Source organism: Paraburkholderia sp. RL17-337-BIB-A (genome assembly GCF_046025895.1).
GTDB classification, from domain to species: domain Bacteria; phylum Pseudomonadota; class Gammaproteobacteria; order Burkholderiales; family Burkholderiaceae; genus Paraburkholderia; species Paraburkholderia fungorum_C.
In genome coordinates, this window is the sequence record NZ_JARESY010000002.1 from 3,751,655 (window position 1) to 3,777,065 (window position 25,411).

The following is a 25,411-nucleotide window of genomic DNA, read 5'->3' on the forward strand; positions in this document are numbered from 1 at the left end:
GTGCCAGGTCGCTATACACCTGCTTGCGGGTGTCGTCCTTCTCGACCTTCGCGAGCGTTTCGTATAACGCAGCACTAAGAAGTTCATCAGAGATGTTTTCCCTGAACCGCTTTATTTCTTGTATCGATGCCATAGTGACGTACATGCCTATTTTCCCAGCACGTAGCGTAGTTGATTCAGCAGCCCTTAATCACATTGCCCCTAAAATGCGACCTAAAACCGAGAGGCCAATTTCTTGCGCTCACTCTCGGGCAGCTTCGCTGCCGCCCCAGCGGATCGACTCATGCACTCACCACGACTGAAAAAAAGCGGGCTGCCATTATCGGCCATCGCGGCTTCATCCGGCGCCGTGAGTGTAACCCCCAACTGAACCACGCCTGCCCGCCAGCCTACCAGCGACGAAACCCGTCACGACCAGTGCCCAGTGCCAGCACGGTCGAGACCGCGGTGACGACGCTGAACCAGTAAAAGGCGCACGATTCGAACGACAGCGGTGCCGGGTTCACAGCATCATCGCCAGCTTCCGCCACGGTCAGCCGCTTCAAAATGTCGTAGACCGGATGAGCGAATAGTAAGAGCTGACCCCCTGTGAAGGTGGCAGCAGGTTTGCTGCACCCCTTATTCGCCCGTCGTTTTGGCGATAGTATCCAGTTGATAGAGTTCTAGCTTGCGATATAGCGTGCTCCGAGAGACACCCAATGAGCGGGCCGCCTGGGCGAGATTGCCGTGAGCATCCTGGACTGCCCGGGCGATGGCCAATCGCTCCGTTTCCTCCAGACTGCCCGATGGTTTGTGCTCCGGCGGGACAACGCCGACAGTGCCGGTTTCGTCGAGCAACTCAGCAGGCAGCTCGTCAAGCGTCACCGCCGCTTCGCTGGACGTCAGGAGCAGATTTTCGATGACGTTGCGCATTTCCCTGACATTGCCGGGCCATGAATAAGCGCGTAGCACCGCCATGATGTCGGCGCTGAGTCGTCGCTCGGGAACCGCGTGGCGTTGGGCGAGCCGCCGGTTGAAGTGCGCGACAAGGAGATCGACGTCGATGTCCCGTTCGCGCAGCGGCGGAATGCGTATTCGCGTAACGCTGATGCGGTAATAAAGATCGCGGCGGAAGTGGCCCGCGTTGACCTCTTCGCGCAGATTACGATTGGTCATCGCCAGCAGGCGCACGTCGACGCGTCGCGGCTGAGTGTCTCCAAGGCGGTAAATGACGCCCTCCTCGAGTGCGCGCAGCAAGACCGGTTGAAGTTCAAGCGGCATCTCACCGATTTCGTCGAGACATAGCGTGCCTCCGTGAGCCAGTTCGAACCGGCCAGGCCGCCCCTCGGCAGTCGCGCCCGTAAAGGCACCACGCACGTGGCCAAACAACTCGCTGGCGATCAGTTCTTTTGACGCGGCCCCGCAGTTGTACGCGACGAAAGGCCCACCTCCCCCTTCTTCGCCATGAATGGCGCGCGCAAACAGTTCTTTGCCGACCCCGGTTTCACCCTCGATCAGAACCGGCACGCGCCTGCGGGCAAGCTGACGCCCCCGGTTGAGGGCAGCCAGCATTGCAGCGCTTTGCCCCTGGATCTGCGCGAAGCAGTTGCGCTGCGGATCGTCCTCGCCGCTGCGCTCGGCGATCCGGGCGTTGGTGGGTCGCGATCGCACGGGAACAACGAGCATGGCACCAATCGTGCTGCCATCGACCACAACCGGGTTGAACCAGTCGGCATGCAAGCCTTTAGGTAGATGCTGCGCCCAGTCCTCGACAGCGGAACTCTCATCCATACCGGGGAAGCGTTCTCCGATGCTGACCGGCAATGGCACCCTGCCGGTGGTATGCACAAGTCGCCCGGCCCGATCAATCGCGATCATCCCGGTTGCGTCGGATGACGACAGGCGCTGCAAGCAGAAGGCCAGGAGGCGCATATGCTCGCGAGCAGCCTGCTCGGCCAGCACCATTTCAATCTGACGCGCGGCCGTTACCGCTAACGTAAGGTTATTGATCTGATAAGTGGAAGGCGGACCGGAAATGTCGAGCACGCCGAGAATCTTGCCGGTGCCGGGTTCGCAAATCGGCGCCGCTGCACAACTCCACGACTTGATTCCTTCGCAGAAGTGCTCGGAACCGTGGATATAAGTGGGCTGACCGGTGGCAAGCGTGGTGCCGATGCCGTTGGTGCCGACCTGGCCTTCACGCCAGTCGCCGCCCATCGTCAAATGGATTTTTTCTCCTGCCGCCAAAGTACGCAAGTCCCCTGCGGCCTTGAGAATCACACCGTTCTGGTTGGTCAGCAGCAGGATCGAATGCGAATCCGCGAAGAGATCCGCGGTTACGGTGAAAAGGCGATCAGACGCCGCCAGTAACTCCCGGTGCCGCCAGCACAGCGTCGCGACTGCGTCGCCATGGACCGCGACCGGTGCCGATCCCGCAGTAGGACTGACCCCGGATTGCAGACTTCGTTGCCAGGAGGCGATCAGAGCCGAAGGAGCGGACGTCGACGGCTCGCCCGCCAAAAAACGTTCCCATGCGAGCATCGTGACCCTGTCGGAGTGACGGCCGTTCGCACGCTGCGCGTTAGCCGCTATGCTGCGCATAACGGCGTAATTGCCAAGACCCGACAAGCTGCCAAGTTGTCTCGCCACAACGCTCCTCCTATGCGATCGGTCAACTCGAAACCGGCTGTAAGGCCGGCTTCCGCGTGACTCGCAAATGTGTCGCGGCCTCGGCTTTTTGCCTGCTCTACAAGCAAAACCGAATAGCGCGATCGTTGATTAGTATATGCCTACATCTCCATCCAGTCTGTGCGCGAAAACCCGCCGCGCAGCACCGTCAGATTGGCCTTACTGACTGCTCGCCTACCGAAACATAACAACCTTATTGCAGAAGTTGCGATGCAAGGCCTGTTTCAGCGCGGCAAGCCGGGAATGTCGACGCCGAAGGTTTGCAGCACGAGCACGACGTTAAACGATAGAACAACGAGTGCGGCCAGCGTCGCGATCACCGCGACAGATGCGCGATTTTTGTACACTCCCATGACGTCTTTGTCGCAAGTGAACCATAGCAACGCTGCCATCGGCAGCGGCAACGCGAGGCTCAATATAACCTGACTGATGACGAGCGCATGGGTCGCATTGACCCCGAGCGCAACCACGACGAAACTCGGCACCATCGTGACGGCGCGACGCAGCCACAGCGGAATGCGAAAGCCCACGAACCCTTGCATGATCATCTGACCCGCCATTGTGCCGACCACGGAACTCGATACACCCGAAGCGATCAGCGACAATAGAAAAATGCCTGCCGCCCCAATGCCCAGGAGCGGCGCCAGCGTGTGATAGGCCGTTTCGATCTCGGCGACATCTGGGTACCCGTGGTGGAATGCGCCGGCGGCCATGATAACCATCGCCATATTGATGAGGCCGGCGATGGTCAGCGCGATGACCACCTCGATGTTCGAGAATTTCAGCAACTTTGCCCGCTCGCGCTCCGTTCTCGCGGGTGCTCGCCGTTGCGTTAGCCCCGAGTGCAGGAAGAGCGCGTGCGGCATCACCGTCGCACCCACGATACCGACGGCAATCGTGAGCGCATTCGCGTCAGGCAATTGGGCGGAAAACGTGTGAACGAAGACACTCGGCCACGCAATCGGCGCAATGAACAGCTCGGCAAGGTATGCCAAACCAATGATGCCTACGAGTGCCCCGATCGCCAGTTCAAGGGGACGAAAACCGACGCTCTCAAACAACAGCAGGCCGTACGTCACCCCCCCCGTGACCAGCATGCCGCCAGCCAATGGCATGTGAAACAGTAACGACAGTCCGATTGCGCCGCCAAGAAATTCGGCCAGATCGGTCGCCATTGCGGCGATTTCGCTTACACCCCACATGATCAGCAAGACAGGTTTCGGAAACTGTTCGCGACACAGCTCCGCGAGGTTTCGCCCGGTGACGATACCGAGTTTCGCAGAGAGCGCCTGAAACAGCATCGCCACAAGGTTTGCCAACAGCACCACCCAGAGCAACGCGTAACCGTATCTGGCGCCCGCCTGAATATTCGTCGCGAAGTTGCCCGGATCCATATAGGCAACAGAGACCACCACTGCCGGTCCCGCAAAGGGCAGAAGCATCAGCGCGCCGCGGCGGCGCCCTTCCAATACCTCTCTTACCGCAAGCGTTGTGCGCTCGGTTCTCGTTGCCGGCCTGACTGCTGTACGAACGCGATCGTCCAAGCTTTCGCTCCTTGCTCATGAAGATGACAGGAGTGCCCGATTGATCAGGCAGGCGTGACATTTACGGCATCGCACTTCGGATTGCGCCGAAGACGGCTCGCAACAGCGGAGCGCTCGCCGCGCCCACATCGGACACGATAATAAACGTCCCGCAGAGTGTGATCGTCCATCCCGATGTGAACTTGAGCAGGCGAGCCGGGGGCATTGCACTGAGGTGCCGAGCCGTCACGGCGGCGGCATTGAATCGGAGAGTCGCTCCACAATACTCATCGTTGTCTCCGTCTATTGATTGCCGCCCGAACGAGGCCGGCAGCGACTGTTCTTTAGCCGGTCCTCGACCCGAAGACCGGTCGTGGCGTCACTATTTTCGGCCGAGCAATTCGGCGCCGGCGCCAAGCGCCGGGCCAGCGGTCGGATCGATCATATCCGGCTTCCTGGCGATCAGCGTCTGGGTGGTCAGGATCAAGCCAGCCACCGAGGCAGCATTGCGCACCGCGCTATAACTGACCTTCACCGGATCGATGATGCCCGCGGCCATCAGGTTGACGAACTTGCCCGTGCGCGCGTCGAGACCCACGCCCGGGGCCGCACGCACCGCCTCGGACACGATCGCAGCGCCGTCAAGGCCGCAGTTGGCGGCGATGTGATAGAGCGGTTTAGCCAGCACGCGCTGCAGCAATCTCGCCCCCTGCTGCACACTGCCGTGTGTCCGTGCAATCACGCCTTCAAGCTCAGTAGACACGCGCAGGAGCGCCATTCCGCCGCCTGGCACGACGCCCTCGGCAATCGCCGCGCGCGCCGCATTGATTGCATCCTCGATCAGGTGAAGCCGGCGCTTCTGTTCGACCGGCGTGGCGCCGCCGGCGAGGATCATCGCGGTGCCGCCGGATAGCTTGGCGAGACGCACCTGAAATTTGTCCCGCTCGACATTCTCCGGCGCCATCTCATACTGACGAGCGACCTGCTGACGGCGCGCGGCAACCGCAGCGGGATCGCCGCCGCCAGCGGTAATGATGGTCTGGTTCGACGAGATGCGCACCTGCCGTGCGCTGCCAAGATCGCGCAGTTCCGTGGCCTCGAGTTTGCCGCCCAGATCGCGGGCGATCACCCGGCCGCCTGTGACGATGGCGATATCCTCGAGCATAGCCTTGCGCCAATGCCCGTACTCCGGTGGATGAATCGCCGCCACCGGAACGCCGCCGTTGTCCCGCCAAGCAAGCAGGGTCATGACACAGGCGGGGGCAACCTCCTCAGCAATGATCAGCAGCGGGCGTTTGCTGTGAGCCGCGAGCGCCTGAAGCGCCGCTACCTCTTCCGGCGACTGCAGCCGCTGATCGGTCATCAGAATGAGCGGGTTGTCGAGCACCACCTGCATTCTCTCGATGTCCGTGACCATATGGTGAGAGAGGTAGCCGCGATCGAACGCCATCCCATCGACCACTTCGAGACGGGTTTCGACCGTCGTGCCGTATTCGACGTCGACGATGCCATCGGGACCCACTCGTTCGAGCGCTTCAGCCACCATCGCGCCGGTGACCTCGTCATTGGCGGCGACCACGGCAACGGCGCGCACCTCTTCACTCCCGCGCAGCGGTGTCGCTGCGCGCCTGAGCGCCGCGATCACCTCGTCTACCGCGATCTCCAGCCCCTGAACCAGCTCAACGGGGTTGGCGCCGTCCGCGAGACTGGCGAGGCCGTCCTGCACCAATGCATCGGCCAGCACGGTGGCCGTGGTGGTGCCGTCGCCGGCGACTTCATTGGTTTGCTTCGAGACTTCGCGCACCACTTGCGCACCGATGTTTTCGAACGGATCTTCCAGTTCGATCTCGTTGGCGATGCTCACACCATCGCGCGAGATAATCGGCGTGCCGATCGGCCGGTCGATGATCGCATTCATCCCGCGAGGGCCGAGCGAGCCTCGTACCGCTTTGGCCAGTTTGGCGACACCGCGACCGAGCGCCATACGGGCCTCGTCGTCATGCAGCATGATATTCGGCATGATTCATCTCCTCCTGATCGAATATTCTGGATTACTACATTTAAAACTGATTCCGCCACATTGCCGGATTACGCAAGCCTGACGGCCCTCTTCCAGTCGCTAGCCGGCACGAAGTGCACGGGCTTGATCTCGACTTGCGGCACGGCTGCGTCCGCGTCCGCGCCGCCATACCGCGCCGCAAGCAAGCCGCGGCACAACGCACCGTTGAATTCCGCATTGACGCCGACCCGCCGCAAGGCACGCAGGTAGGCGCCAAGCCCGTCCGCATCGAGCAACGCGTCTTTACTGTCGACGAAGGCCGCTTCGTTGGCCTGCGCCGCACCATTGGCACAGCCTCCGACGACAAAGCGCCGCTCCAGGTAGCGTTCCACGAACCGCCGGCTTGCGGAATCGCCCGGTAAGCCAGCGAGTTCCGCCACGCTCATACGCACCAGCAGCGCGGGTTCAAGGCCATGCTCAAGCAGACACGTCAGGAGCGCTTCCTGTCGCCGCTGAAAAGCCTTGACCATGAAGGTCCGGCGAATGTCCCCGAGTTCGCCGCTGGCCTCGGCGCCAAAGGTGTCCTGGAATGACCGTCCGGCCGCCACGCCGCGGTTGATCTCGTCGGCATACATATGTTCGCCGAGTCCGATCGTCACCTTCGTCACCCACGGTAAGCGTGCGACAGCAACGCGCATGTCATCGGCCATCAGGAAGGCGAAGTTGGCGGCACACCAGTAAGTCGGCAACCGGAAGCCAATCTGCACGCCGCCGCCTGCGTCCACCTCCACGTTGGTGACAAAACCCAGCTCGGTCACCGATTCGTCGAGCTCGGGGTCGACTACCGATCCGAGTTGTGCCCACACCTCCGCCGCCCGATCGACAGTGGCTCTCGCGTCCATGGCGGCCATGGTATTCATGCCCCGACCGCAGCAGGCTGCCGGACGTCTGCCAGCAACTTCTTCTGCGCCTCGATGTCGATGCCGTACAACCGCGCCGCGTTGAGACCGAGAATTTTCTTCTTCGCCGTCAGCGACAATTGCACGCCGGTTTCCTTGCTGACTGACTCCGGCAATTCGAAGGCCATGAACTTCTCGATCAGCCACTTGGGCGACCAGATGCCGTAGTCGCTGCCGTAGAGAATCTTGTCTTCGCCGATCCAGAACAGCAGTTCCGATATCACATGCGCGAAGTACTCCGGACGCGTGTGAATGAACGGCAACACCACCGCAAGACCGCCGTAGACGTTAGTCTCCTGGGTTGCGATCCAGCAGAAATCGTCCAGACGCGGCAGGCCGCAATGCTCGACGATGAAGTTCAGGTTCTGGAAGCTGGTCGCTACGTCGTCGACATCGGCAACGTCAAAAGCGTCCCGATTCAGCGGCAGGATCGTCGGGCCCTTGTGGACGTGGATGTTCTTGATACCCAGCTTCTCGCAGCGTTCGAGGTACTTCTGCACGCTCGGGTCCGACAGCTTGTAACCCTTGCTGTCACCGCGCCACTCCGCCGTGTAGAGCTTGACGCCCTTGATCCCATACGTCTCGGACAGCTCATCCAGGTAGTCGAGTCCAGCCTCACCGTCGCGCGGATCGAACGCGCCATTGACGATGAAACGGTGCGGGTACTTCTTCTTCAATACATAGTTACTCTCAGTCGTGTTAAAGCCATTCTTGTAGAAGTCCGTCAGATAGGTCGGTTGACAGATCGCCATGTCATCGTAACCCGTCACGAACAGGTCGTTGTACATGGTCTCCTCGCCATACTTATCGAACTTCTCCTTGGGCCACAAATACTCTTTGGGACTCAGATTCGAGTGATACGCGTAAAAGCAATCGATGAACTGCTGGCCGTGCACGTTCTTCAAGTTGGCCTTGCTGCCGTCCCATAGATGGACGTGTCCGTCGATGATGAAGATGTCTTCACCGTCCGTGGTTCGATACATGGCTTGTGTCTCCGTGGTTGTTGCGAGCGGCCGGCCCCCCTCAGGGCGACCGGTCGGCCGGATCAGATAACGGGCTGCACGCTTACTCGTAGGCCATCGCGTCGTCCATGTTGCCGAACAGCACGACGGTCTCGTCATCGACCATCACCATCCGCCCATAGTGAGTCGAGGTGGATATCTCAAACAGATGCGGGGTCATCTCCCGGCCCAGCGCTTCGCTGATCTCGCCCATTTTGAATTCGATCTTGCCCTGCCCATCGATCCGGATCATGGCGGGCAGATAGGTCACCGTAATGCCGGGCTTGTGGGCCATCAATTCGGCGATCGCGCGGGCCTCGACGCTGTCGTTCATCGTGACGCCGCACTGGTGGGAAATGGTCTGCTCGAAGCGAACATCTTTCATCGACTTGAAGATATTGTCGTTATGCAATGACATTGCGTACTCCTCTTCGCGGTTAGGTCGCGCGGTTGGATCAACTGGGTAAGGAAACCGTCAGGCCTGAAGTGCCAACGGAAAGTGGACGCCAATCTCTCTGGCAATCATCTCCGCCCGCTCTATCGAACTGTTCAGGCAATCATTGAACTGCGCCGTCTTGACATGCGGAATCGACCAGATCGGCTGCAGATGCTTCGCCGCGGAAGCGGCAAGTGCACCATGCTTCTCGAGCCACTCACCGAACAGTTTCCGATTGGCCTCGCCATGCTTGGGATCGTTGGCCAGCATATGAAACAGTTCAACCGCATTGGCCAGATTGCGCTCGTAGTCCCCCTCCGCGGCGGATACGACTGTGGGCGTCAGGAAGTCGTTCTGCGAAGCGGCGACCTGCATAACGAAACCGCTGCGGAACAGATCCGCAACCATCGGCTCAAACACGACATTCACCGCGAAGTATTTTTCCAGGAAGTCGGTTGCGCCGCCGATCGCTTCGACCGCCCGGCGTGTTTCCTGCCAGATAGGATCGTTCAGCCAATGCTCCTTGCCGGCGTCAAGATCCATATTCGGCAGGTCTAGTGCGACCTCACCCAGATAGAGCGTCAAGTCCTGAGCGAAGCGCAGTTTGTAGGAGGCATTGGTGAGGATCGCGCTATTGATCATCTGCGTGTAGCCATAGCGCTGCGCGTGCATGGTGGCGGTGCCGAGACCGAACTCCGCATGCTTGTACGCGCCAAGATGCTGCTCCAGCACCTTGACCCAGGTCTTGTCGAAACGCTTCACCGCGCCTGAGCGCCGCGCGTTGTTGACGGCGCCGGTGATCATGCCGACGATCGTCGACTGACGCTGGTAGTGCGTGCGCTCCCACTCCTCATCGACTGCACGGAATTTATGCCAGTCGGTGCTTTTGGCTGCCGTCCACGTTTCCGAGTAGGTCGGCGTACCGTCTGCGAACGCGAGGATCCAGTCCTGAAGCAGATAACGCTTCGGGTCCGGCTGGACATCGACGGTCATGTCCTCGTAGTGGGTCGCCTTGCGTCCCTTGGGCTCGAAGTAGTTGTACTTGCGGCTCTCCGAGCCCGCAAACTGGGCCGCGCCGGCCGCACCTGACTTCAGCGGTGCTACTTCCTGTAGCGACGTGCTCATGTTGCTCCTCCTTCCTGTTTCGGTTATCGGACTTTCGATCTGGCGCGATGCCGTGGCTTCCGTCAGCGAATCGCCTGGGTAAATTTGTCGAAATAGAGCCGCTCGGGCGCAACGCCCGCCATCTGCAGGACCGGCATCACCGCATCGATCATCGGCGTCGGACCGCATGTGTACGCATCGATCTCACCGTCCAGCGATTCCTCACGCAATGTGCGGCCAAGCACTTCGTGAATGAAGCCGGTCTCGCCGGTCCAGTCGTCACCCGGTTCGGCGTTCGAAAGCGCCGGGATGAAGCGGAAATCAGGCAGCCTGTCCGCCATTTCCGCGAACTCGTCGAGATAGAACAGATCGCGACGGCTGCGAGCACCGTAGAAGAAGCGGATGGGCCGTTGTTCGCCGCTTTGCACGTGATCGTTGAGGATCGACCACAGCGGAGACATCCCCGAACCGCCACCCACCAGCACCAGCGGCCCCGGCTGGTCTTCGCGCCGGAAACACGTGCCGTACGGCCCCTTCGCCACCAGCCTGTCACCAGGCTTTAGACCGCCATCCAGTTGCGACGAGAATGCGCCGTTGGGATACTTCTTGATGATGAATTCGAGCTTCCTCTGACCATCTGGCGTGCTCGCCATCGAGAACGATCGCGTAATGCCGAGGCCCGGAATCGTCAGGTCCACATACTGACCTGCCCAGAAACGCAGCGGCCGTGACAACTCCACTTCCAGCAGCCTGATGTCATGCGTCAGTTCGGTGATCTTCGTCAGCGTTGCGTCGTATTCACTAACCGCTATCGAGCGGCGCATGAGGTCTTCGTCGTAGTTCAGCAGTTCGACCGTCAGATCGCTGAAGGCGAGCGTCCGGCACAACAGGATGTGATTGGTTTCCCGCTCGTAGTCAGGCAACGCGAAGGTCGAGTACTTCTGCATTTCGACATCGCCTTCGATCAGCAAGGACTTGCAACTGCTGCACTGTCCCTCCTTGCAACCGTGCATCACCGAGATACCCTGGCGAAAAGCGGCATCGAGAACGGTCTCGCCTTCCTCAACCGTCATCTCCACGCCGACCGGTTCGAATCGCACGGTATGAAGTACCTTGTCCTCTTCTGCATCCGGCATGTCGGCCCTCTTCTCTTGCGTGTCACTCATGTAGCTCATCTCGCGCTCCTCGTTCGTCCGGGGCAGCCGCACCGCTGCCTCCGGACGACATTGCCTCGTCAGTTCACCGGATTGATCTTGAAACCGGCTCGATACTCGGCGATATGCTTCTCGCGCTGTTCCGGTGTCATGTTGCGCAGCAGAACGATGGGGCTCTGGATCGTATGCCCGCGAACATGATCGAGCGTCCACATGTTCCTGTCGTCGAATCGCAGATGCGGCTGCGGCACCAGCGTCTTGCCGTCGCTACGCACGAAACCGAGATCCTTGATGCAATCGGCCAGATCCCAGCCGTGGTAGCACTCCTCCCATTCGCGGCGTCCGCTGAAGCGTCCCATTGCCGGCGTTGGCCGCCCCTCGTATTCCGGGGCGAACGCCACCTTGTGAGTCCAGCGGCACAATTCCGAGCAGTAGGTGTAGAGCTGACCGTCGACCTCGTCGACCACGAAATCTTCACGGATCAGGCACGGCACCAGACAGCTCCAGCAACGGTGCGGATACACATAACCGCTTTCCTGGTCGAACAGCATGTTGGTCTCGCCAGGCACGCTCTTCTTCGCATACCACTTCCAGAAGTCGCCGAATTCGGCGTACCAGCCTGGGTACTTGTGCTCGAACCACTCGAAGTCCTTTTCGGTCTGTGCTTCGATGCGCCAGAAGTTGACCGGCCAGCCCACCGCAAAGAACTGCGCGACCTTATGGACATAGTTCTGTTTGACGATACGATCCCAGGCGGCCGCGACATCGTCGTGATGGATCTTGATGCCGTACTTTTCCAGCGGAAGCATGTAGGTACGGTAGTAATCCTCATAGATCCACCGGTGCCACAACTCGGCATACGATTCCTTGTTCTTGTCACGATCCGCGGTGCCGTATTCGATGAAGGTGCCGATCGCCGCATCGACGATCGCGTGGTTTTGCCAGAAGGCGTAGCGCAGGTCGCGCTCGAGCAGCAGATGGTTGTCCGGGTCGTTGATGATCGACATCACCAGCGAATGGCCATTGCCGATGTGGCGGCTTTCGTCTGACTGCACCGATAGAAACACCGTCGGCAACGCATAGTCGCCGTTGCGGGCAGCTTCCGACGGCATGGCGACAAACAGCGTATTGGTGAATGCCGTTTCGGCGACCACCTGCAGAAACACGTTGGCCGCGGTAACCGCATCGCCGGTAAGGAAGCCCTCGGCGAACTGGCGGCCGATCGTCGTTGCGTAGCATTTACCAAATGCTGCCTCAGTAATATCGAATCCGGCTGGGTCGATATAATTCTCCATGTACCACTTCTTCAGATTCATCTGGATCGTCGAATGCCGAAACTCATCGACCATCTGCATCGTGAAGCCGGTTCGCAACTCTTCGCCGGGCGCGAGCCGGCCGAGCATCGCCATCGAACGCGCCGCCGAGATTTCGGGGAACGGGATAATCGCGAGGAATAACTTCATCCACTCGACCCAACGCGGTTGGACATTTCGGAACATGTCGCCGCGCAACGCCGCATCGAGCGCACCATAGACGCGGTTATCCTTTTCCTCCTGCATCGGAAAATACGAGCGCAGCACCTGCTTCATCGGGTCGCGCGGCGCCTTGCTGATCTTGTAGTCGGTCGGGAAGGTCATGGCCTCCTGGACGTAACTGGGTGTCCAGCCGAGATCGGCGACGCGGCGGGCCGCTTCACCGATACTGATGCCTCGCTGGGAGGTGATCTTGTTTAGCGTTAATCCATCAGACATTGGGCTCTCCTAATTCCATTTCACGATAACCGTCGTACGGCTACGCTTCGGGGCAGGGCTGGCTAGTGCAGCAGCCAGAGTCAACAACGCGGGTGTAGTCGATCGCTGCGGAAAGTGGCGGGAGCAATGCTGAAGGACGTCTGTCCAGATTCGCTCTTCATGAGCGTGTCTCCTACCATTTCTGTTTTGCGCTTCGGGACTGCAACGCTTTCCTTGTGACTTGCCCTAATAGAGCGACAAGCGTGCCAGGCTACGTTGATTCACAATTGACGAGGCTCAGCCGTGCAAACAGGTCTTTGTGAAACCATCGGCGCGAGTGTTCTGTTTTGTTATGCGACATTCGTGTTCGATGGACCTGTCCGATATTGGGACGCTCCGATCTGCCGGGTCGGTCAAGCAAGATTCAATCGTCACGCATGCCGAATCCGATGTGGAGCTCGGCAACCGCTCAGCACACCAGATTATTTATTTCGGCAGGAGATGGAGACTTGGGGCGGGTGCCCATGTGCGAGTGCCGGAGGCCGACGCAATAGCCAGCCACGCATTCGGCGATAACCACTCGCACACGAGCACATCCTCTTGCGGGATGCGAAGGCGGCCCTCATGAATGACGGCCGGGGGACCCACGAAAACTTCAGACGCAAACCTCTACTACAGGCCGAGGCCTCCGCGACGCTCTTCCTTATGAATCACGCCAGGAAAGTTGTCGGCAGGCGGCTTGCCCTCGGCGACAAAGCGCGCGGCGAGGATCATGGCGCCCATGGCGAAATCTTTGCCATAAGCCGCGATCATCGCGTCTGCGAGCGAGCCCAACCGCTCGAAGAACTGGTCCTTGGACGGGTATTGGTCGTTCATCGTTGTCTCCTTCCTCGTATGTGATGAATCTCGTTACACGCTCATCCCGGACTTCTGAAGCGGAACAGCAGGTCCGGCAAGAACACCAGCGCAAGCTCACCAGCCTCTGTGCCCAACGCTAGTCGGGCGCCATCAGGAGACCATGCCATGGTGCTGACCGGACTGCTCCCGGAATGTTTGATGACCAGGACATCGCCGCTGCCCGGCTGGCACAGCAACACCGCGCCGCTGTGGTAACCCACCGCAATCAGCGGATGAGTGGGATGGCAGGCCACCTGGCTGACCGGTGTCTTGCTGGCCACGCCGCATTCGTGCGGCTGGTCATCGCCGCCCGGCGGATCGAACCGCCAGCAGACGGGGCGCAGACCACCGCTCGTTGCAAGAAACCGGCCGTCCGCGGAAAAGGATAGCGATCGAGGTTGGCCGGGGTACCCCCCCATTTCGATGTCGCCGCCGTCGGAGAGCCGCCAGCCGTGCAGCGCGTTCTCTTCCATACCACTCACGAGATAGCGGCCGTCAGGGCTCCACTCGACGGTTCGGTGATAACCGCGCCACGCCAGATGGCGTTGTTCATGGGTGTCGGCGGACCATAGCGTGACGCCGCCCTGATGCGAGATCGCCAACTGTGTGCCGGTAGGGTCGAAAGCGAGGGCAGTCGCCGAACCGGGTAACGTCAGACTGCCGGCCTTCGCCCCCAGCAAGTGGACCCGGCGGCCGGTTGCGTAGGCGGGACCGCCCGCAGGACTCGCGGCTACCAGGTCGATCCACTCCCCGGCCAGGTCCGCCAGGACTTCGCTGGCGCCATCGAGGTTCAGGTGGACAAGGCGACCGTCGTCTCCGCCACTGAGAAATCCTCCTGCAGGGTCGGCGGCAAGCCCAAGGCAGGTGTTCTCGTGGACGCTATAGCGCGCCAGTGGCGTGGGCGGCGTTTGCGCCTGCACAAACTCGACGCCGCCGCTCTCGCGCGGCGTGAGCCGTGGCCCGCCTTCCCACGTGCCGGTCGCGAGCGCCAACGTGCCGTCACCCAGCGCGAAGCCCGCGTATAGCCCGGTGGCGTCCCAGACGGCCGCGACGACGGGCGCCTCGGCCACCCAACGCGCGCCGAGCAATTCGATCAGGGGCGGGGGCGCATTCATGAGTCGATCTCACAGTATCTGATGCTTTCGCGCAACCCACGCCGATCGAGATTTCGCCCAATGAACACCAGCCGACTATCGCGATGTTCGTCCACTCGCCAGGGGCGGTCGAAGTCGGTGTCCATTGTCATGTGCACGCCCTGGAATACGAAGCGGCGCTCCGATCCGGCCAGGTCGACGATGCCTTTCGCCCGCAGCAGATCCTGGCCTTGCTCCACCACCAGTTGCTGCAGCCACGAGAGGAACCGGGTGCGCTCAAGAGGTGTGTCGACGCGCAGCGACACGCTGTCTATGTCGTGACTGTGCCGTCCGCGATTGACGGAAGCGCGAGAATCGACGGGAACATAGCGATAGCTGCGCTCGCCACGCGGCAACGCGCTACTTTCGCCTTGCGACGCGCCGAGATGCATACGCTTGAGATCGAACGCACCACGATCGAGCAGCGTAACAAGTGGCACCGCACATTTGACACTGGGCAGCAGTTCGGCGGTCGGGTTGATGCGCCGGATTTCCTCTTGTACCGCCGCGAGCCCACTCATGTCGACCAGGTCGGTCTTGTTGAGCAGCACGATGTCAGCTTGCGCGAGTTGCTCCGCAGCCTCGCGGCTGTCGGAGAGGCGCGCTTGCAGGTGGCAGGCGTCAGCGACGCAGATCACGCTGTCGAGGCGCGTGTGCTGCCGGATGAGATCGTCGATAAAGAAAGTCTGCACCACGGGCGCGGGGTCCGCCAAGCCGGATGTTTCGATCAGGATCCCGTCGAAACCGCCCTTGCGTCTGACGAGCCCAGACACCACGCGAATCAGGTCGCCCCGCACCTTGCAGCAGATACAGCCGTTATTCAGTTCGACGACTTCGTCTTCAGCGCCCACGACAAGATCGCCGTCAATACCGATCGCGCCGAATTCATTGACGATCACCGCATAGCGCCGGCCATGCTGCTCACGCAGAATGCGATTGAGCAGCGTGGTCTTGCCCGCGCCGAGAAAACCGGTGAGAACAGTGACCGGGATTCGATTCATTGCCAGCCCCCTTGTTTCGCGTCCGGAAGCATCGCGTCGAGATTGACCAACTCTTCTTCGAGCCTGGCGCGCTCGGATTCGATCGCCTGCAACGCGCGCTCGGCGTCGCTCAGCCGTTCGCGCAATTGTGCGATGTTCCGCGTCCCATCAGGCGAGACGCCGTCGCGCTGCTCACTTGCCAGCGCGCACGCCAACTCGATCTCCGCGCCCGCGCGCCGGCTCTCGCCGCGCAAGTGGTGGGAGTTGACCTCAGTCAGTGCGATGACCAGTCGCATGCGCTCAAAGAGCGGCATGACGTCTTGCTGTGCCACGGTGTTCTCCCTCCAGGCCGTTTCCGCTACGGAATCAGCACCGCACGGCCCTTGATCTTGCCGTGGTGCAGGTCCTTGAGCGCCTGGTTCGCCTCGCTCAAGCGGTATTCGCGGGTCGCCAGATGAACCAGTCCACGGTCGGCCAGTGCCATCAATTCGACCAGCTCGGGATAGGTGCCAACCAGATTACCGACAATCGTTTTCTCGCTGGTAATCATGTCGATGGTCGGCAACTCGATCTTCCCGCCATAGCCGACGATGTAATAGAACCCGGCGTTGCGCGTCATCGCGAGTCCCTTGGCGATCGCGTCGCCTTCGCCGACAAAATCGATGACCGCTTCCGCGCCGTTGCCGCCAGTCAACTCAAGCACGCTCTCGACTTCGTTTCCATCGCCCTTGACGGTATGGTGTGCGCCGCATTCCTTCGCAAGCTGCAGCGCGGTCTCGGACCGATCGACCACGATAATTTCCGCCGCGCACAGCGCGTTCAATACCTGGATGCCGATGTGACCCAGGCCGCCAGCGCCGATCACGACCGCAAACTGCCCGGGAAGCAGGTGGCGCGACGCCTTTTTTGCAGCGCGATAAGCCGTGAGTCCGGCATCGGTATAAGGTGCGACGTCCTTGGGCGCGAGCGACTTCGGTAGCTGAATCAGCGAGCGTTCGCCGGTTAGCAGGTACTCTGCATAGCCGCCATTCGCGTTGATGCCGGGAAACCGGCTGTCGGTCGCATGCATATCGTCGCCACGACGGCATGCAAGACAATGGCCGCTCGTCACCAGCGGATGGCAGATCACCGGATCACCCACCTTCACGCTTTCGACGCCGCGGCCGACCGCCTCGACCCAGCCGGCATTCTCGTGGCCCATGATGTAGGGCAAAGCCACGTCGACCTTGCTGCGCCATATGCCTTCAACAACGTGAAGATCGGTGCGACAGACACCGGCGCCTCCGATACGGACGATCACGTCGGTGGGGCGTTCGATTTTCGGATCCGCGATCTCCTCGTAGCGCACGAACTCGTCGCGGGTCAATGATTCGTCGTACTGGTGCAGCACTGCAGCTTTCACGTTTCGTCTCCATCAATCATGTTGCGTTTCGAGTTTGAGCGTATCGTCGGCCACTGCACGACACGCCTGGCACGCTTGCGGCTTTTTTCTATGGTTTTCTAGGCAAGCTCTGTGCCAATGATCCTGAAATCGCCGGGCGTGGGCGCGGTCTACTTGATGGACAAGGAGTGACTGATATGCACAGAACGTAACGCCGGTCGTGAACGGCCCGTGCTGTCGCAAAATCGGACAAACAGTTAAACGCAATCCGCCGGGCCTGTTTCAAAATGAGACATCCCGCTCTTACCGACGTGTGTGGAGGCGTGAAGCCGTCCAAGCGGCTGTGCGGGGCAGCGTCTACCTGCGGACGATGTAAACGGGAACCGAGGAATTTGTTCGGCCAGATATTGCTTGCCATTTGTTGAATGAGACCAAAGTCCTATTGCTGACCTGCTGCGTTGCCGATAATTTGGATAACCTGATAATTGGCGTTTCAGGGAACCTGACTTCAGACGCAGACAACCGCTTCGGAAAGCCCGATGCTGGACGTTCCAATGCGGTTGCCGGCTCAATCGTTGTATGACTGCGGGGCGCACATGGTCAAGGCATGCGAAGCGGAAAACCCTAAGCCGAGCTGGGGGCAATCCGGCCTGGCGGTCATGTCCTGCAAGGCTGTCGTGCGCTCGGTGCTTATCAGCGCCACATTTTTGCGTACCACTCCGATCGGTGCCGTTGGCCTGAACTTCCGCACGCGTCGCGGCGGATCGCTGCAGACGGACTTACCCTCATCCAAGGCAAGCTTAAACGGCACAGTGAGCAACGCGGCTACCCTCGGGGATCGTGTGCCCGTAATCGGGTACCGACGCAATTATCGAGCTGCCCTCACTTCTATCAACCGAAAGTGGATTCGAGGATTCATGCTGCTTCGCGTGTTGTTGACTGCTGTATCAGTTCTGAATCCAAGTCCTTCCGATGCGGCAGCGACGTCGGACGCGATCGGAGACACTGAAGAAATCTGCATGCCTGCAGGGACGTATCCAATGATCGGCGGTGGCGCGACCGTCTTCTCTCATAACAAGACCTGCTTTAGCCGCCCTGTAACTAACAGCTATTCGTCAGAAAAGAAAATTCCGCGCGCGAAGAGGAGCGCCCCAGACACTTTCAGTGGGGCCCGGGTAGCGCGGTACGACTATCACGATGCGCTGTACCAGTGCACGAAACGCGGTATGCGACTACCGACAGTGGATGAACTGAAAGCGCTGTTCGCGTACGCGAATACTGCTGACGCGGCTGTGACGGGCAGCAGATACGCGATCGTCGCACCAAAGGACGATTCACATTATCCAGGCGGCCGTTATGGCTGGGGAGGCGCAAGCGAATACTGGTCACATACGTTCGCCGGCAAAGGCTTCCACAAGGCCGTCAACTTGAGCGATGGCTGGGTAGGCATTTACCACGATTCGCGTGTCGGCTACGTGTCATGTGTGCGCTGAACGGCGCATCTGGCTGATTCGCGGAGCCGCCAACCAGGCCGGGCCTATCCGTAAATCGGCAGCAGCAGGAATAATTTGATCACGATCGCATTAGCGATATCGATAAAGAAGGCGCCCACCATCGGTACTATCAGAAAAGCGAGATGGGACGGCCCGAACCGCGCCGTGATGGCTTGCATGTTGGCGATCGCAGTAGATGTGGCCCCGAGGCCAAAGCCACAGTGCCCCGCTGCCAGCACTGCGGCATCATAGTTTCGGCCCATGACCCGATAGGTCACGAAAATGGCATAGCCGGCCATCGCCACTGCCTGCACTACGAGGATTGCGAGAAGCGGTAGAGCAAGCGAGGCCAAGTCCCCCAGGCGCAAGCTCATCAGCGCGATCGCCAGAAAGAGCCCGAGGCTGACATTCCCGAGCAACGCTGCTGCGTTCTCGAAGACTTGATACAAACCGCGCACCGCGAGCCCGTTGCGTAGAACGACGCCAACGAACAATACACACACGAAGGCGGGCAGTTCGAACGCCGTGCCCTTCAACCAGGACGCGGGCGCCGAACCGGCAGCGAGGCAAACGGCAATTAGCGCCACTGTCTCGATGACTGCGTCCGCGGTGATCGGGCGAACAGCTTTGGGCCGCTCGAAGCCGGTCGTGCCCGCGGAATCTGCTTGGGGGTTGGGGACAAGGCCATAGTGCGTGATGAGGAAACGCGCGACCGGGCCGCCGATCAATCCTCCGAGTATCAAGCCAAACGTGGCACATGCAATCGCGATCTCCGTCGCCGCCTGGAGCCCATGACGCTCTGCGAACACCTTGGCCCACGCGGCACCGGTGCCGTGGCCGCCTGACAGGGTGACCGACGCTCCGAGCAGGCCGAGAATGCGCTCTTGCCCCAGCGCCCAGGCGAGGCCGGCCGATGCCGATGCCGATGCCGATGCCGATGCCGATGCCGATGCCCAGCACATTCTGCATCACGAGCAGGCCCGATCACTGCACCGAGAAAGACAATCAGCGAACGCCCACCGGCTTCCAGCCCGGCAAGGTCTGCATTGAGACCGATGGTGGCAAAGAAAGTGAGCATCAGTGGCACTTGAAGCGCCGTATCGAACCGCACGTCGATCTTTAAGGTGCTGCGCAGCGCAAACACCGGTAGCGCTACAAGTAGTCCGCCGACAACCGGTTCGGGGATACTGTAAGTTCGCAATATGCGCGTGCGGGAAAGGATCAGCCGCCCGAGCAGAAGCACGAGCGAAGCGGCCATCAGCGTTTCCAGGGTGTCGAGGCTCACGATGCTCCTCTCCGGATGAGAGATAGATTCAGCTAGGACGTGGAACTGCTCGGCACGAGGGCATCCAATTCCACGCTCCTCCATTTGACCCTTGGCGATCATGTGCATTGAGTTCGATGCCGCTCAGCAGCACGCGGGCACAACGAAAATTCTTGAAGCCCAGCATGGACCGTGTGCGCCGCTTTATCGCCCGGTGATCTTGGTCGGGTAGCAGCAGCGCATTGCTGCGCTGCTGCCCCCTAAGAACCGTACGTGCGCCTTTAGGAGCATACGGCTCAAGCCTCTGCAAAGGCATCTGTCGACACCCGGTAGTACAACTTCATTTTCCGGCGTACTGCGGATTTCTACGGCAATTGAGATGGTTAACCTGGAGGTTGCTTGCTGCATCCGTGCCGCCGTCAGTTTGCTTCACAATATGCGTAACATCCCAGCGGGTGTTCATTGTGATGGGCTGCTGACAGTTGGAACACATGCCATCTTGCCTTACCCAGACACGGTACAGCTTACGGCGACCGCGCGTCGAGTTCAGCATCTTCTGGCCCCATCGGGATTCGAAGTATGGTGCCCATTGCGGATCGTGCGGATTTGCGCCCGCTCGGATCTTGATGTGCCGTTTTATTGGCGTGGCCGATTCCTTCAGCAAGGTGACCTCTCTTGTCGTGCCATCCTCTTTTTTTTCTGTGGCGGCAAATACCCAATCCCGCAGACCTTTGGCCCTGAAGTATTTGCTTTTTATCCATCGGGCGCCTTTTTTAGGGTGCCTTCTGGCCGCCCATCGCCATAGCATTGACCAGACCTCGTGATCAACCCGATCGAAGGCTTTCTTGGCGACGACATGGCTATGGTAATTCGCCCATCCTCGTAAAACAGGATTGAGCAGCTTTACCAGGTTCGCCTGTTTAGCCGTCTTGTTGGCCTTGATGATTTCACGAATTTTGTCAAGATGTGCCTTGACGTTCGCTTTCGACGGCTTCATCAGTAGCTTGCCGTTGTACTTGCGAATGTTCCATCCGAGGAAATCAAACCCATCCTTGATGTGCGTTATCCTGGTCTTTTCTGGTGATAGGACCAGCCCGCGTTCCGCCAGGAATTCAGCTACTGCCGGCCTGACTTCATGTTCCAGCCACTCCTTCGAGTGGCCGGTAATAATGAAGTCGTCCGCGTAACGCACCATGTTCATTTTCAGTCCTCTCTGCTTCGCTCGCGGGAATTTTTCCGCGAGCATAGCTTCGAGGCCATCGAGCGTCATGTTGGCTGCCACCGGGGAAATTACGCCGCCTACAATGTTGCATACTTTTCACTCCATCGTCTGAATCATTCGAATTCTCGCCTGCGAGGAGACCTCCGGGCTGCGGATCGATCCGGAATACGACGAGGATTTCATCTTTGTGGATTTCGACACGCTTGACCAGAGCCAGTACGATCTTGCGCTTCGTTGCGAGATCGATCGTAGCGAGTTTGTCCGTAACGGCACTTGCAAATTCCTCCAGCCGGTTGATGACCAGAAACAGTTCACTTTGAGCCACCCCGTGCTGCCGGGATTCCTGGATCTGCTGATCGACCTGCTCTAGCCGGTTCTTCAACTGCTGTATCTTCGGCTCGAAGTCCGTCCTGTCGATGATACCGTCGGCATAGCTGTCGATGAGCCGGGACTTGCCTTTCTCCAACTGAAGCCTTTGCCTTTCCAGGCTGGCCGTATCGAAGCCACTATTCTCATTGCGCTCCATCGCATCCAGTCGTCGTTCATATTCCTTCTTCAGTCGACTCGGATGCCTCAACAGATCCGCGACCTGCTGCCATACGAGGTCATCGAGACGATCCGTTCGCACTTGCAGGTTGTCGCAGATGCGTTGACCACCGAAGCGATAGGCATCGGTTCCGACACAGCGGTAATAAGCATAATCTCGCTGATGCCCCTTGGCCGCCGCCTTGCTGACTTTCTTGCCGTAGTACGCGTAACGGCATTGCCCACAAACAGTCAGCCCCTGAAGCAGGTAGATCGGCGCGTTCTGGCGGCGTTGGCGCGCCAGCTTGCGATTCTCGGCAAGCTGCTCCTGGACTGAATGGAACATCGCTTCGCTAACAATCGCCGGCACCGGGATTTCGATCCACTGCTGCGGGTCCGTGGATGTTGTCGAGTATGCCCTCCTTGGCACATCGGCGCTGTGGCGTTGGGTGCGCACGCGGACATGCGGCAGGCGATCACGAGACTGGGTTTTACCGAACGCGGCCCGCCCCATGTAAGCGGGATTACGCAATATTCCCCATACCACACTACGGTCCCAGTACAGCTTGCCGGATGCCGTCACCGTGCCCGCCTCGGCAAGACGACGAACCACTTCGCCTATGCTCAGCCGGTCCATCCCGATCCACTGGAAGATAGTCTTTACCGTCGCCGCTTGCGGTAGTTCAATCACGTACTGGGCCGGTGTCCCATCGAGCTGCTTGCGGATATAACGGTAACCATAGGGAGCCGTCGATAGCACATTCACGCTTCCGCGCTTTGCGCTATGAAGCTTACCGCGTCGATTACGCTCGGTGATCTTTGCCCGTTCGTACTCCGAAATCATGCCCTGCATCTGCAACAGCAGCGACTCTTCCGGTGTCGCGCCAATCTCATGATTGAGAAACACCACCTGCACGCCACACGCAGAGAACTCCTCCATCAGCAATGCCTGGTGTGCATACTTTCGCGCCAGCCGGTCGGGAGACAGGATGTACAGCCGATCAACCAGCCCGAGTGCGGCACGGTCCCTGAGTCGCTCTAGCTGCGGTCTGATCAGCGTCGCACCGCTTATCCCGGCGTCTATGAAGCACATGTCGTCGACAAGATGCGCATCGTCAGCGGTAATGCGCTCCCTCAGCGCGGCAATCTGGCTTTCAATGGTGCCGCGTTTGGTCTGTTGTTCGGAGGATACCCGCGCGTAGAGCGCGACCATTGCAGCGTTGCTCATCGCTTACCTCGCTTGATAGCCGCTCGCCGTGTCGCCACGGGCCGAACAGCGGATGGCTGTGCCGTAGCGCGTGAATCTATCGGACTGAGCTGCTCGTACGCCTTCTGCAGCTGTTCGCCGGCATACCGGTTCGGTTCAAAGGCAAGACGGACACGCCAGTTCTTACGTCGTCCTCGGGTCATTGTCGCGCCTCCCTGTCGGCGGGAGCGAGGGTCTCAAGGACGAGAACCGCATCGACGTCAGGACATCCTCTGGACCACGGCGCCAGACACTCCCTTGAAATGCGCAGGCCCCATTTTACCCGCGAGTTTGCTATGTTGTTGGCGGAGCTATAATTCCCCCTTGCGGGGTGCCGGCGTCAGTGGGGAAGAGTTCGTTTTGATACACGTATCCCGCTTTGAGCCACTTCTTTAGAATCACCTTGTCCGTGGGGATATTGGCGATCATCCAGTCGTGGGAAATTTTGTCGAAACAGCCTTGGATGTCGGCCTCCAGCACCCATTCCGCACTCGCCTTTTTTGCCAGAGAAATGAAGCATTGTCCCCCAGCGTCAGCAGTAGAGCGTTCCGGTCTGAACCCATAAGAATTCAGATCGGCGGTGGTTTCCGAAACGGGTTCCAACGCCAGCAGATGTAACGCCTGCATGGCGCGGCATTTCATCACGGGTATGCCGAGCGGCCTCGTCTTACCGTTTTTCTTCAGAATAAAAACTCTCCGAAGCGGAAGGGGCGAATAATCCCGCCTCTTCAACGACGCAATCGCGTTGGCCTTTGCCACCGGTGTTTTCCACGTTACCTTGTCCACACCGGGGGTGTTCCTGCCTTTGTTTTCAGTCACCCGCTTCACGGCTAATGCACGGCCGCTGAACGAATGGGTCAGCAGCCATTGCAGTGCTTTCACCCTGTTATGGCGGCCGGCCTGTACCGCCTTCACCATACGCGATTGCAGCCTCCTTACCTGACGTTGAACATCGGCCCAATTGATGCCGTTCCACGCCACGCCCGAAGGTGCACGCGCCCGTGTTGCTGCGCTCATTTGCTTTCCTTCCGTTTAGATGGTTCTGCAAACTCTCTGGTGAGGAGAGACCACGAGGAAGTCTGCCCGCTTTCGCGTCGGGTGATGTTGCAACCCGTATCCCGTCCATTACAGCCGGGCATTCGCTTTTTTCCCCGATCCTGTGCCCGCACCGCCATGGGCAGACCTCGCAGCCTGCTGTCCCGAAGGGAGCGATACGGGGTTTCCACGTTCCGCTTATGGAAGTACGTCGGGTTAGGTGCCTGCTCTGGGCCGGGAGGTATGCGGGTCACGAACGCGTAATCGAAAGACGCTGTTCCCACCTCCAGTACCGTTTTGGTTCGAGCGCAATAGCCATTTCCGCTCGTTCAACGTAACGACCCTACTGCAGATTCAAATGTTTTCACCATACCGACTATCTGGCACTCATCCGGCGTATGGCTGCCAGAAGGGTACGCCTCTCGCGATTGATACCCCGCGCCTTGCGGCGCTTCGTTACGTTGTCAGAGCCGCTCTTGATTCAGGCCCCTGGATTCACCGGGTGACACCGGTGGTTCTCTCCTTCGATACGGCGAGAAGGGAGAACAACTTCTGTAAGCGACCTCGTGTCGCACCTCTATAACGTTGTTCAGATACTTGTTTTGGCGGATCTTGATCGGTATTTCCCGCTCCGCGTTAAGACCATCCAGCGCGGCCAGGTTCGCACCGCTTTTATCGATTGTCCCGTCTGGGGTTCGCCGTTTTGTTCAATCGACTTTTCGGAGTAGCGCCGCGCCGCAGCCTTGTCACGATGGGCACGCAGCAGAAATTCGACCGTGTTGCCGTCCTTGTCGACTGCGATACAAATACTTCCACTGGCCTCGGACCTTGATATACGTTTCATCCATTCGCCAGCTCCGTCCGGCCGTTTTCTTGGGGCGGCGAAAGGCCCTCTCCAGAACCGGCAACACCTTGATAGCCCAGCGGTGCACGGTCGAATGGCCGACCGAAATTCCGCGCTCCGCCATCATCTCTTCCAGGTGTCGAAGACTCAGCGGGTATGCCACATACCAGCGCACGCACGTAAGGATGACATCGAGCGGATAGTGCAAACGCTTGAGCACCCGTGCCACGGCTGGATTCAGAGTCTTCATCAAGTGCCCGATCGTTCGCATTGTCACGACACATATACCCGACGCGTTACTGCGACAGATCCACGGCTAGTGCTTCACCGTCTTGTCGACGGGGGGTATCACGCGCTATTGGATTACAGCCTCTTTCTCATGCAGACCGCAGTACTTGGACAAAGCTGCGCGAACTGCGTGCTGGCCTGGAGTCCGGTCGGCGCGCTCTGGCGAGCGACGGGTAAATAGCCAGCCCGTCGAAAAAAGTCTGCGGCCGTCGTCGTGAGCAGCCATAACTCCGATACACCCGAGGTGAGCGCCATGTATTCCGCATGTGCGAGCAGCTTGCCTCCCGAACCAGCGCTGCGTTCAGGCTTTGCAACCGCCAGTGACCGCAGCAGCGCCTCAGCTCCAAACCGCTCTAGGCCAACGCTGCCAACTACTGACTCGTGGGCGTCTTCTGCGACGGCAAAATCGCACAAGAGGTCGGGCGTTACATCGGAAACCGGCAGCGCGTTCTCTACGAGCAATGCCGCAATGGCATCGAGGTCTTCGGTTCGCGCGGCACGTATTTTCATAGTTGGTGTTGTCTTTTACG

19 protein-coding genes and 3 pseudogenes are annotated in these 25,411 nt (G+C 59.6%); 1 reads left to right on the top strand and 21 read right to left on the bottom strand.

Annotated elements, in window-relative coordinates; translation table 11 throughout:
- Positions 1-618 precede the first annotated feature (618 nt).
- From P0D84_RS37385 to P0D84_RS37450, 14 genes are all read right to left on the bottom strand, one after another.
- Positions 619-2,580: a sigma-54-dependent Fis family transcriptional regulator gene (locus P0D84_RS37385; protein ID WP_408346332.1), complete on the bottom strand. Its 1,962-nt coding sequence runs from the start codon at positions 2,578-2,580 to the stop codon at positions 619-621.
- Between the two features lie 311 nt (positions 2,581-2,891).
- Complete coding sequence (locus P0D84_RS37390) at positions 2,892-4,211, bottom strand: Nramp family divalent metal transporter (protein WP_408345750.1); 1,320 nt, start codon at positions 4,209-4,211, stop codon at positions 2,892-2,894.
- Between the two features lie 361 nt (positions 4,212-4,572).
- Positions 4,573-6,210, bottom strand: coding sequence for a molecular chaperone GroEL (locus P0D84_RS37395; RefSeq protein ID WP_408345753.1), 1,638 nt, complete (start codon positions 6,208-6,210; stop codon positions 4,573-4,575).
- Positions 6,211-6,278: 68 nt separating this feature from the next.
- On the bottom strand, positions 6,279-7,109 hold the full coding sequence (locus tag P0D84_RS37400; RefSeq protein WP_408345756.1) for a metal-sulfur cluster assembly factor: 831 nt from the start codon (positions 7,107-7,109) through the stop codon (positions 6,279-6,281).
- Positions 7,106-8,131 (bottom strand): amidohydrolase family protein, encoded by a 1,026-nt coding sequence (locus P0D84_RS37405; RefSeq protein WP_408345759.1) that lies wholly within the window; start codon positions 8,129-8,131, stop codon positions 7,106-7,108. Before P0D84_RS37405 ends, P0D84_RS37400 begins: the two co-directional genes overlap by 4 nt.
- An 82-nt stretch (positions 8,132-8,213) precedes the next feature.
- Positions 8,214-8,567 (bottom strand): MmoB/DmpM family protein, encoded by a 354-nt coding sequence (locus tag P0D84_RS37410; RefSeq protein WP_408345762.1) that lies wholly within the window; start codon positions 8,565-8,567, stop codon positions 8,214-8,216.
- A 57-nt stretch (positions 8,568-8,624) separates the two neighbouring features.
- Positions 8,625-9,710, bottom strand: a complete 1,086-nt coding sequence (locus P0D84_RS37415) for an aromatic/alkene monooxygenase hydroxylase subunit beta (RefSeq protein WP_408345765.1) — start codon at positions 9,708-9,710, stop codon at positions 8,625-8,627.
- A gap of 62 nt (positions 9,711-9,772) precedes the next feature.
- Positions 9,773-10,855, bottom strand: a complete 1,083-nt coding sequence (locus P0D84_RS37420; RefSeq protein ID WP_408346335.1) for an NADH:ubiquinone reductase (Na(+)-transporting) subunit F — start codon at positions 10,853-10,855, stop codon at positions 9,773-9,775.
- 68 nt (positions 10,856-10,923) lie between these two features.
- Positions 10,924-12,594: an aromatic/alkene/methane monooxygenase hydroxylase/oxygenase subunit alpha gene (locus tag P0D84_RS37425; RefSeq protein WP_169489586.1), complete on the bottom strand. Its 1,671-nt coding sequence runs from the start codon at positions 12,592-12,594 to the stop codon at positions 10,924-10,926.
- Positions 12,595-13,245: 651 nt separating this feature from the next.
- Complete coding sequence (locus P0D84_RS37430; RefSeq protein ID WP_408345769.1) at positions 13,246-13,449, bottom strand: hypothetical protein; 204 nt, start codon at positions 13,447-13,449, stop codon at positions 13,246-13,248.
- 41 nt (positions 13,450-13,490) lie between these two features.
- Positions 13,491-14,585 carry a WD40 repeat domain-containing protein gene (locus tag P0D84_RS37435; protein WP_408345771.1) on the bottom strand — a complete coding sequence of 365 codons (1,095 nt, stop codon included), beginning with the start codon at positions 14,583-14,585 and terminating at the stop codon, positions 13,491-13,493.
- Positions 14,582-15,604 (bottom strand): CobW family GTP-binding protein, encoded by a 1,023-nt coding sequence (locus P0D84_RS37440; protein ID WP_408345774.1) that lies wholly within the window; start codon positions 15,602-15,604, stop codon positions 14,582-14,584. The genes P0D84_RS37435 and P0D84_RS37440 overlap by 4 nt, the downstream gene beginning before the upstream one ends.
- Complete coding sequence (locus P0D84_RS37445) at positions 15,601-15,915, bottom strand: hypothetical protein (RefSeq protein WP_408345777.1); 315 nt, start codon at positions 15,913-15,915, stop codon at positions 15,601-15,603. The genes P0D84_RS37440 and P0D84_RS37445 overlap by 4 nt, the downstream gene beginning before the upstream one ends.
- Positions 15,916-15,941: 26 nt before the next feature.
- Positions 15,942-16,985 (bottom strand): NAD(P)-dependent alcohol dehydrogenase, encoded by a 1,044-nt coding sequence (locus tag P0D84_RS37450; protein WP_408345780.1) that lies wholly within the window; start codon positions 16,983-16,985, stop codon positions 15,942-15,944.
- 518 nt (positions 16,986-17,503) lie between these two features.
- On the opposite strand from P0D84_RS37450, the gene P0D84_RS37455 reads away from it, so the two are divergent.
- On the top strand, positions 17,504-18,457 hold the full coding sequence (locus tag P0D84_RS37455) for a hypothetical protein (RefSeq protein ID WP_408345783.1): 954 nt from the start codon (positions 17,504-17,506) through the stop codon (positions 18,455-18,457).
- A 44-nt stretch (positions 18,458-18,501) separates the two neighbouring features.
- Here the strand turns inward: P0D84_RS37455 and gltS are convergent.
- The 7 genes and pseudogenes from gltS to arsN2 all read right to left on the bottom strand — a co-directional run bounded on the left by gltS (position 18,502) and on the right by arsN2 (position 25,391).
- Positions 18,502-19,742: pseudogene (gene gltS / locus P0D84_RS37460) on the bottom strand (sodium/glutamate symporter).
- 30 nt (positions 19,743-19,772) lie between these two features.
- Positions 19,773-19,947 (bottom strand): annotated as a pseudogene (locus P0D84_RS37465) (DDE-type integrase/transposase/recombinase); the annotation flags it as partial.
- Between the two features lie 114 nt (positions 19,948-20,061).
- Complete coding sequence (locus tag P0D84_RS37470; RefSeq protein ID WP_408346338.1) at positions 20,062-20,967, bottom strand: group II intron reverse transcriptase; 906 nt, start codon at positions 20,965-20,967, stop codon at positions 20,062-20,064.
- Positions 20,855-22,696 (bottom strand): recombinase family protein, encoded by a 1,842-nt coding sequence (locus tag P0D84_RS37475; protein ID WP_408345786.1) that lies wholly within the window; start codon positions 22,694-22,696, stop codon positions 20,855-20,857. The genes P0D84_RS37470 and P0D84_RS37475 overlap by 113 nt, the downstream gene beginning before the upstream one ends.
- 312 nt (positions 22,697-23,008) lie before the next feature.
- Positions 23,009-23,731: a reverse transcriptase N-terminal domain-containing protein gene (locus P0D84_RS37480; protein WP_459252221.1), complete on the bottom strand. Its 723-nt coding sequence runs from the start codon at positions 23,729-23,731 to the stop codon at positions 23,009-23,011.
- A 542-nt stretch (positions 23,732-24,273) separates the two neighbouring features.
- Positions 24,274-24,843: pseudogene (locus tag P0D84_RS37485) on the bottom strand (IS6 family transposase); the annotation flags it as partial.
- 113 nt (positions 24,844-24,956) lie between these two features.
- Positions 24,957-25,391 (bottom strand): arsenic resistance N-acetyltransferase ArsN2, encoded by a 435-nt coding sequence (gene arsN2 / locus P0D84_RS37490; protein WP_408345789.1) that lies wholly within the window; start codon positions 25,389-25,391, stop codon positions 24,957-24,959.
- Between the last annotated feature and the right edge of the window lie 20 nt (positions 25,392-25,411).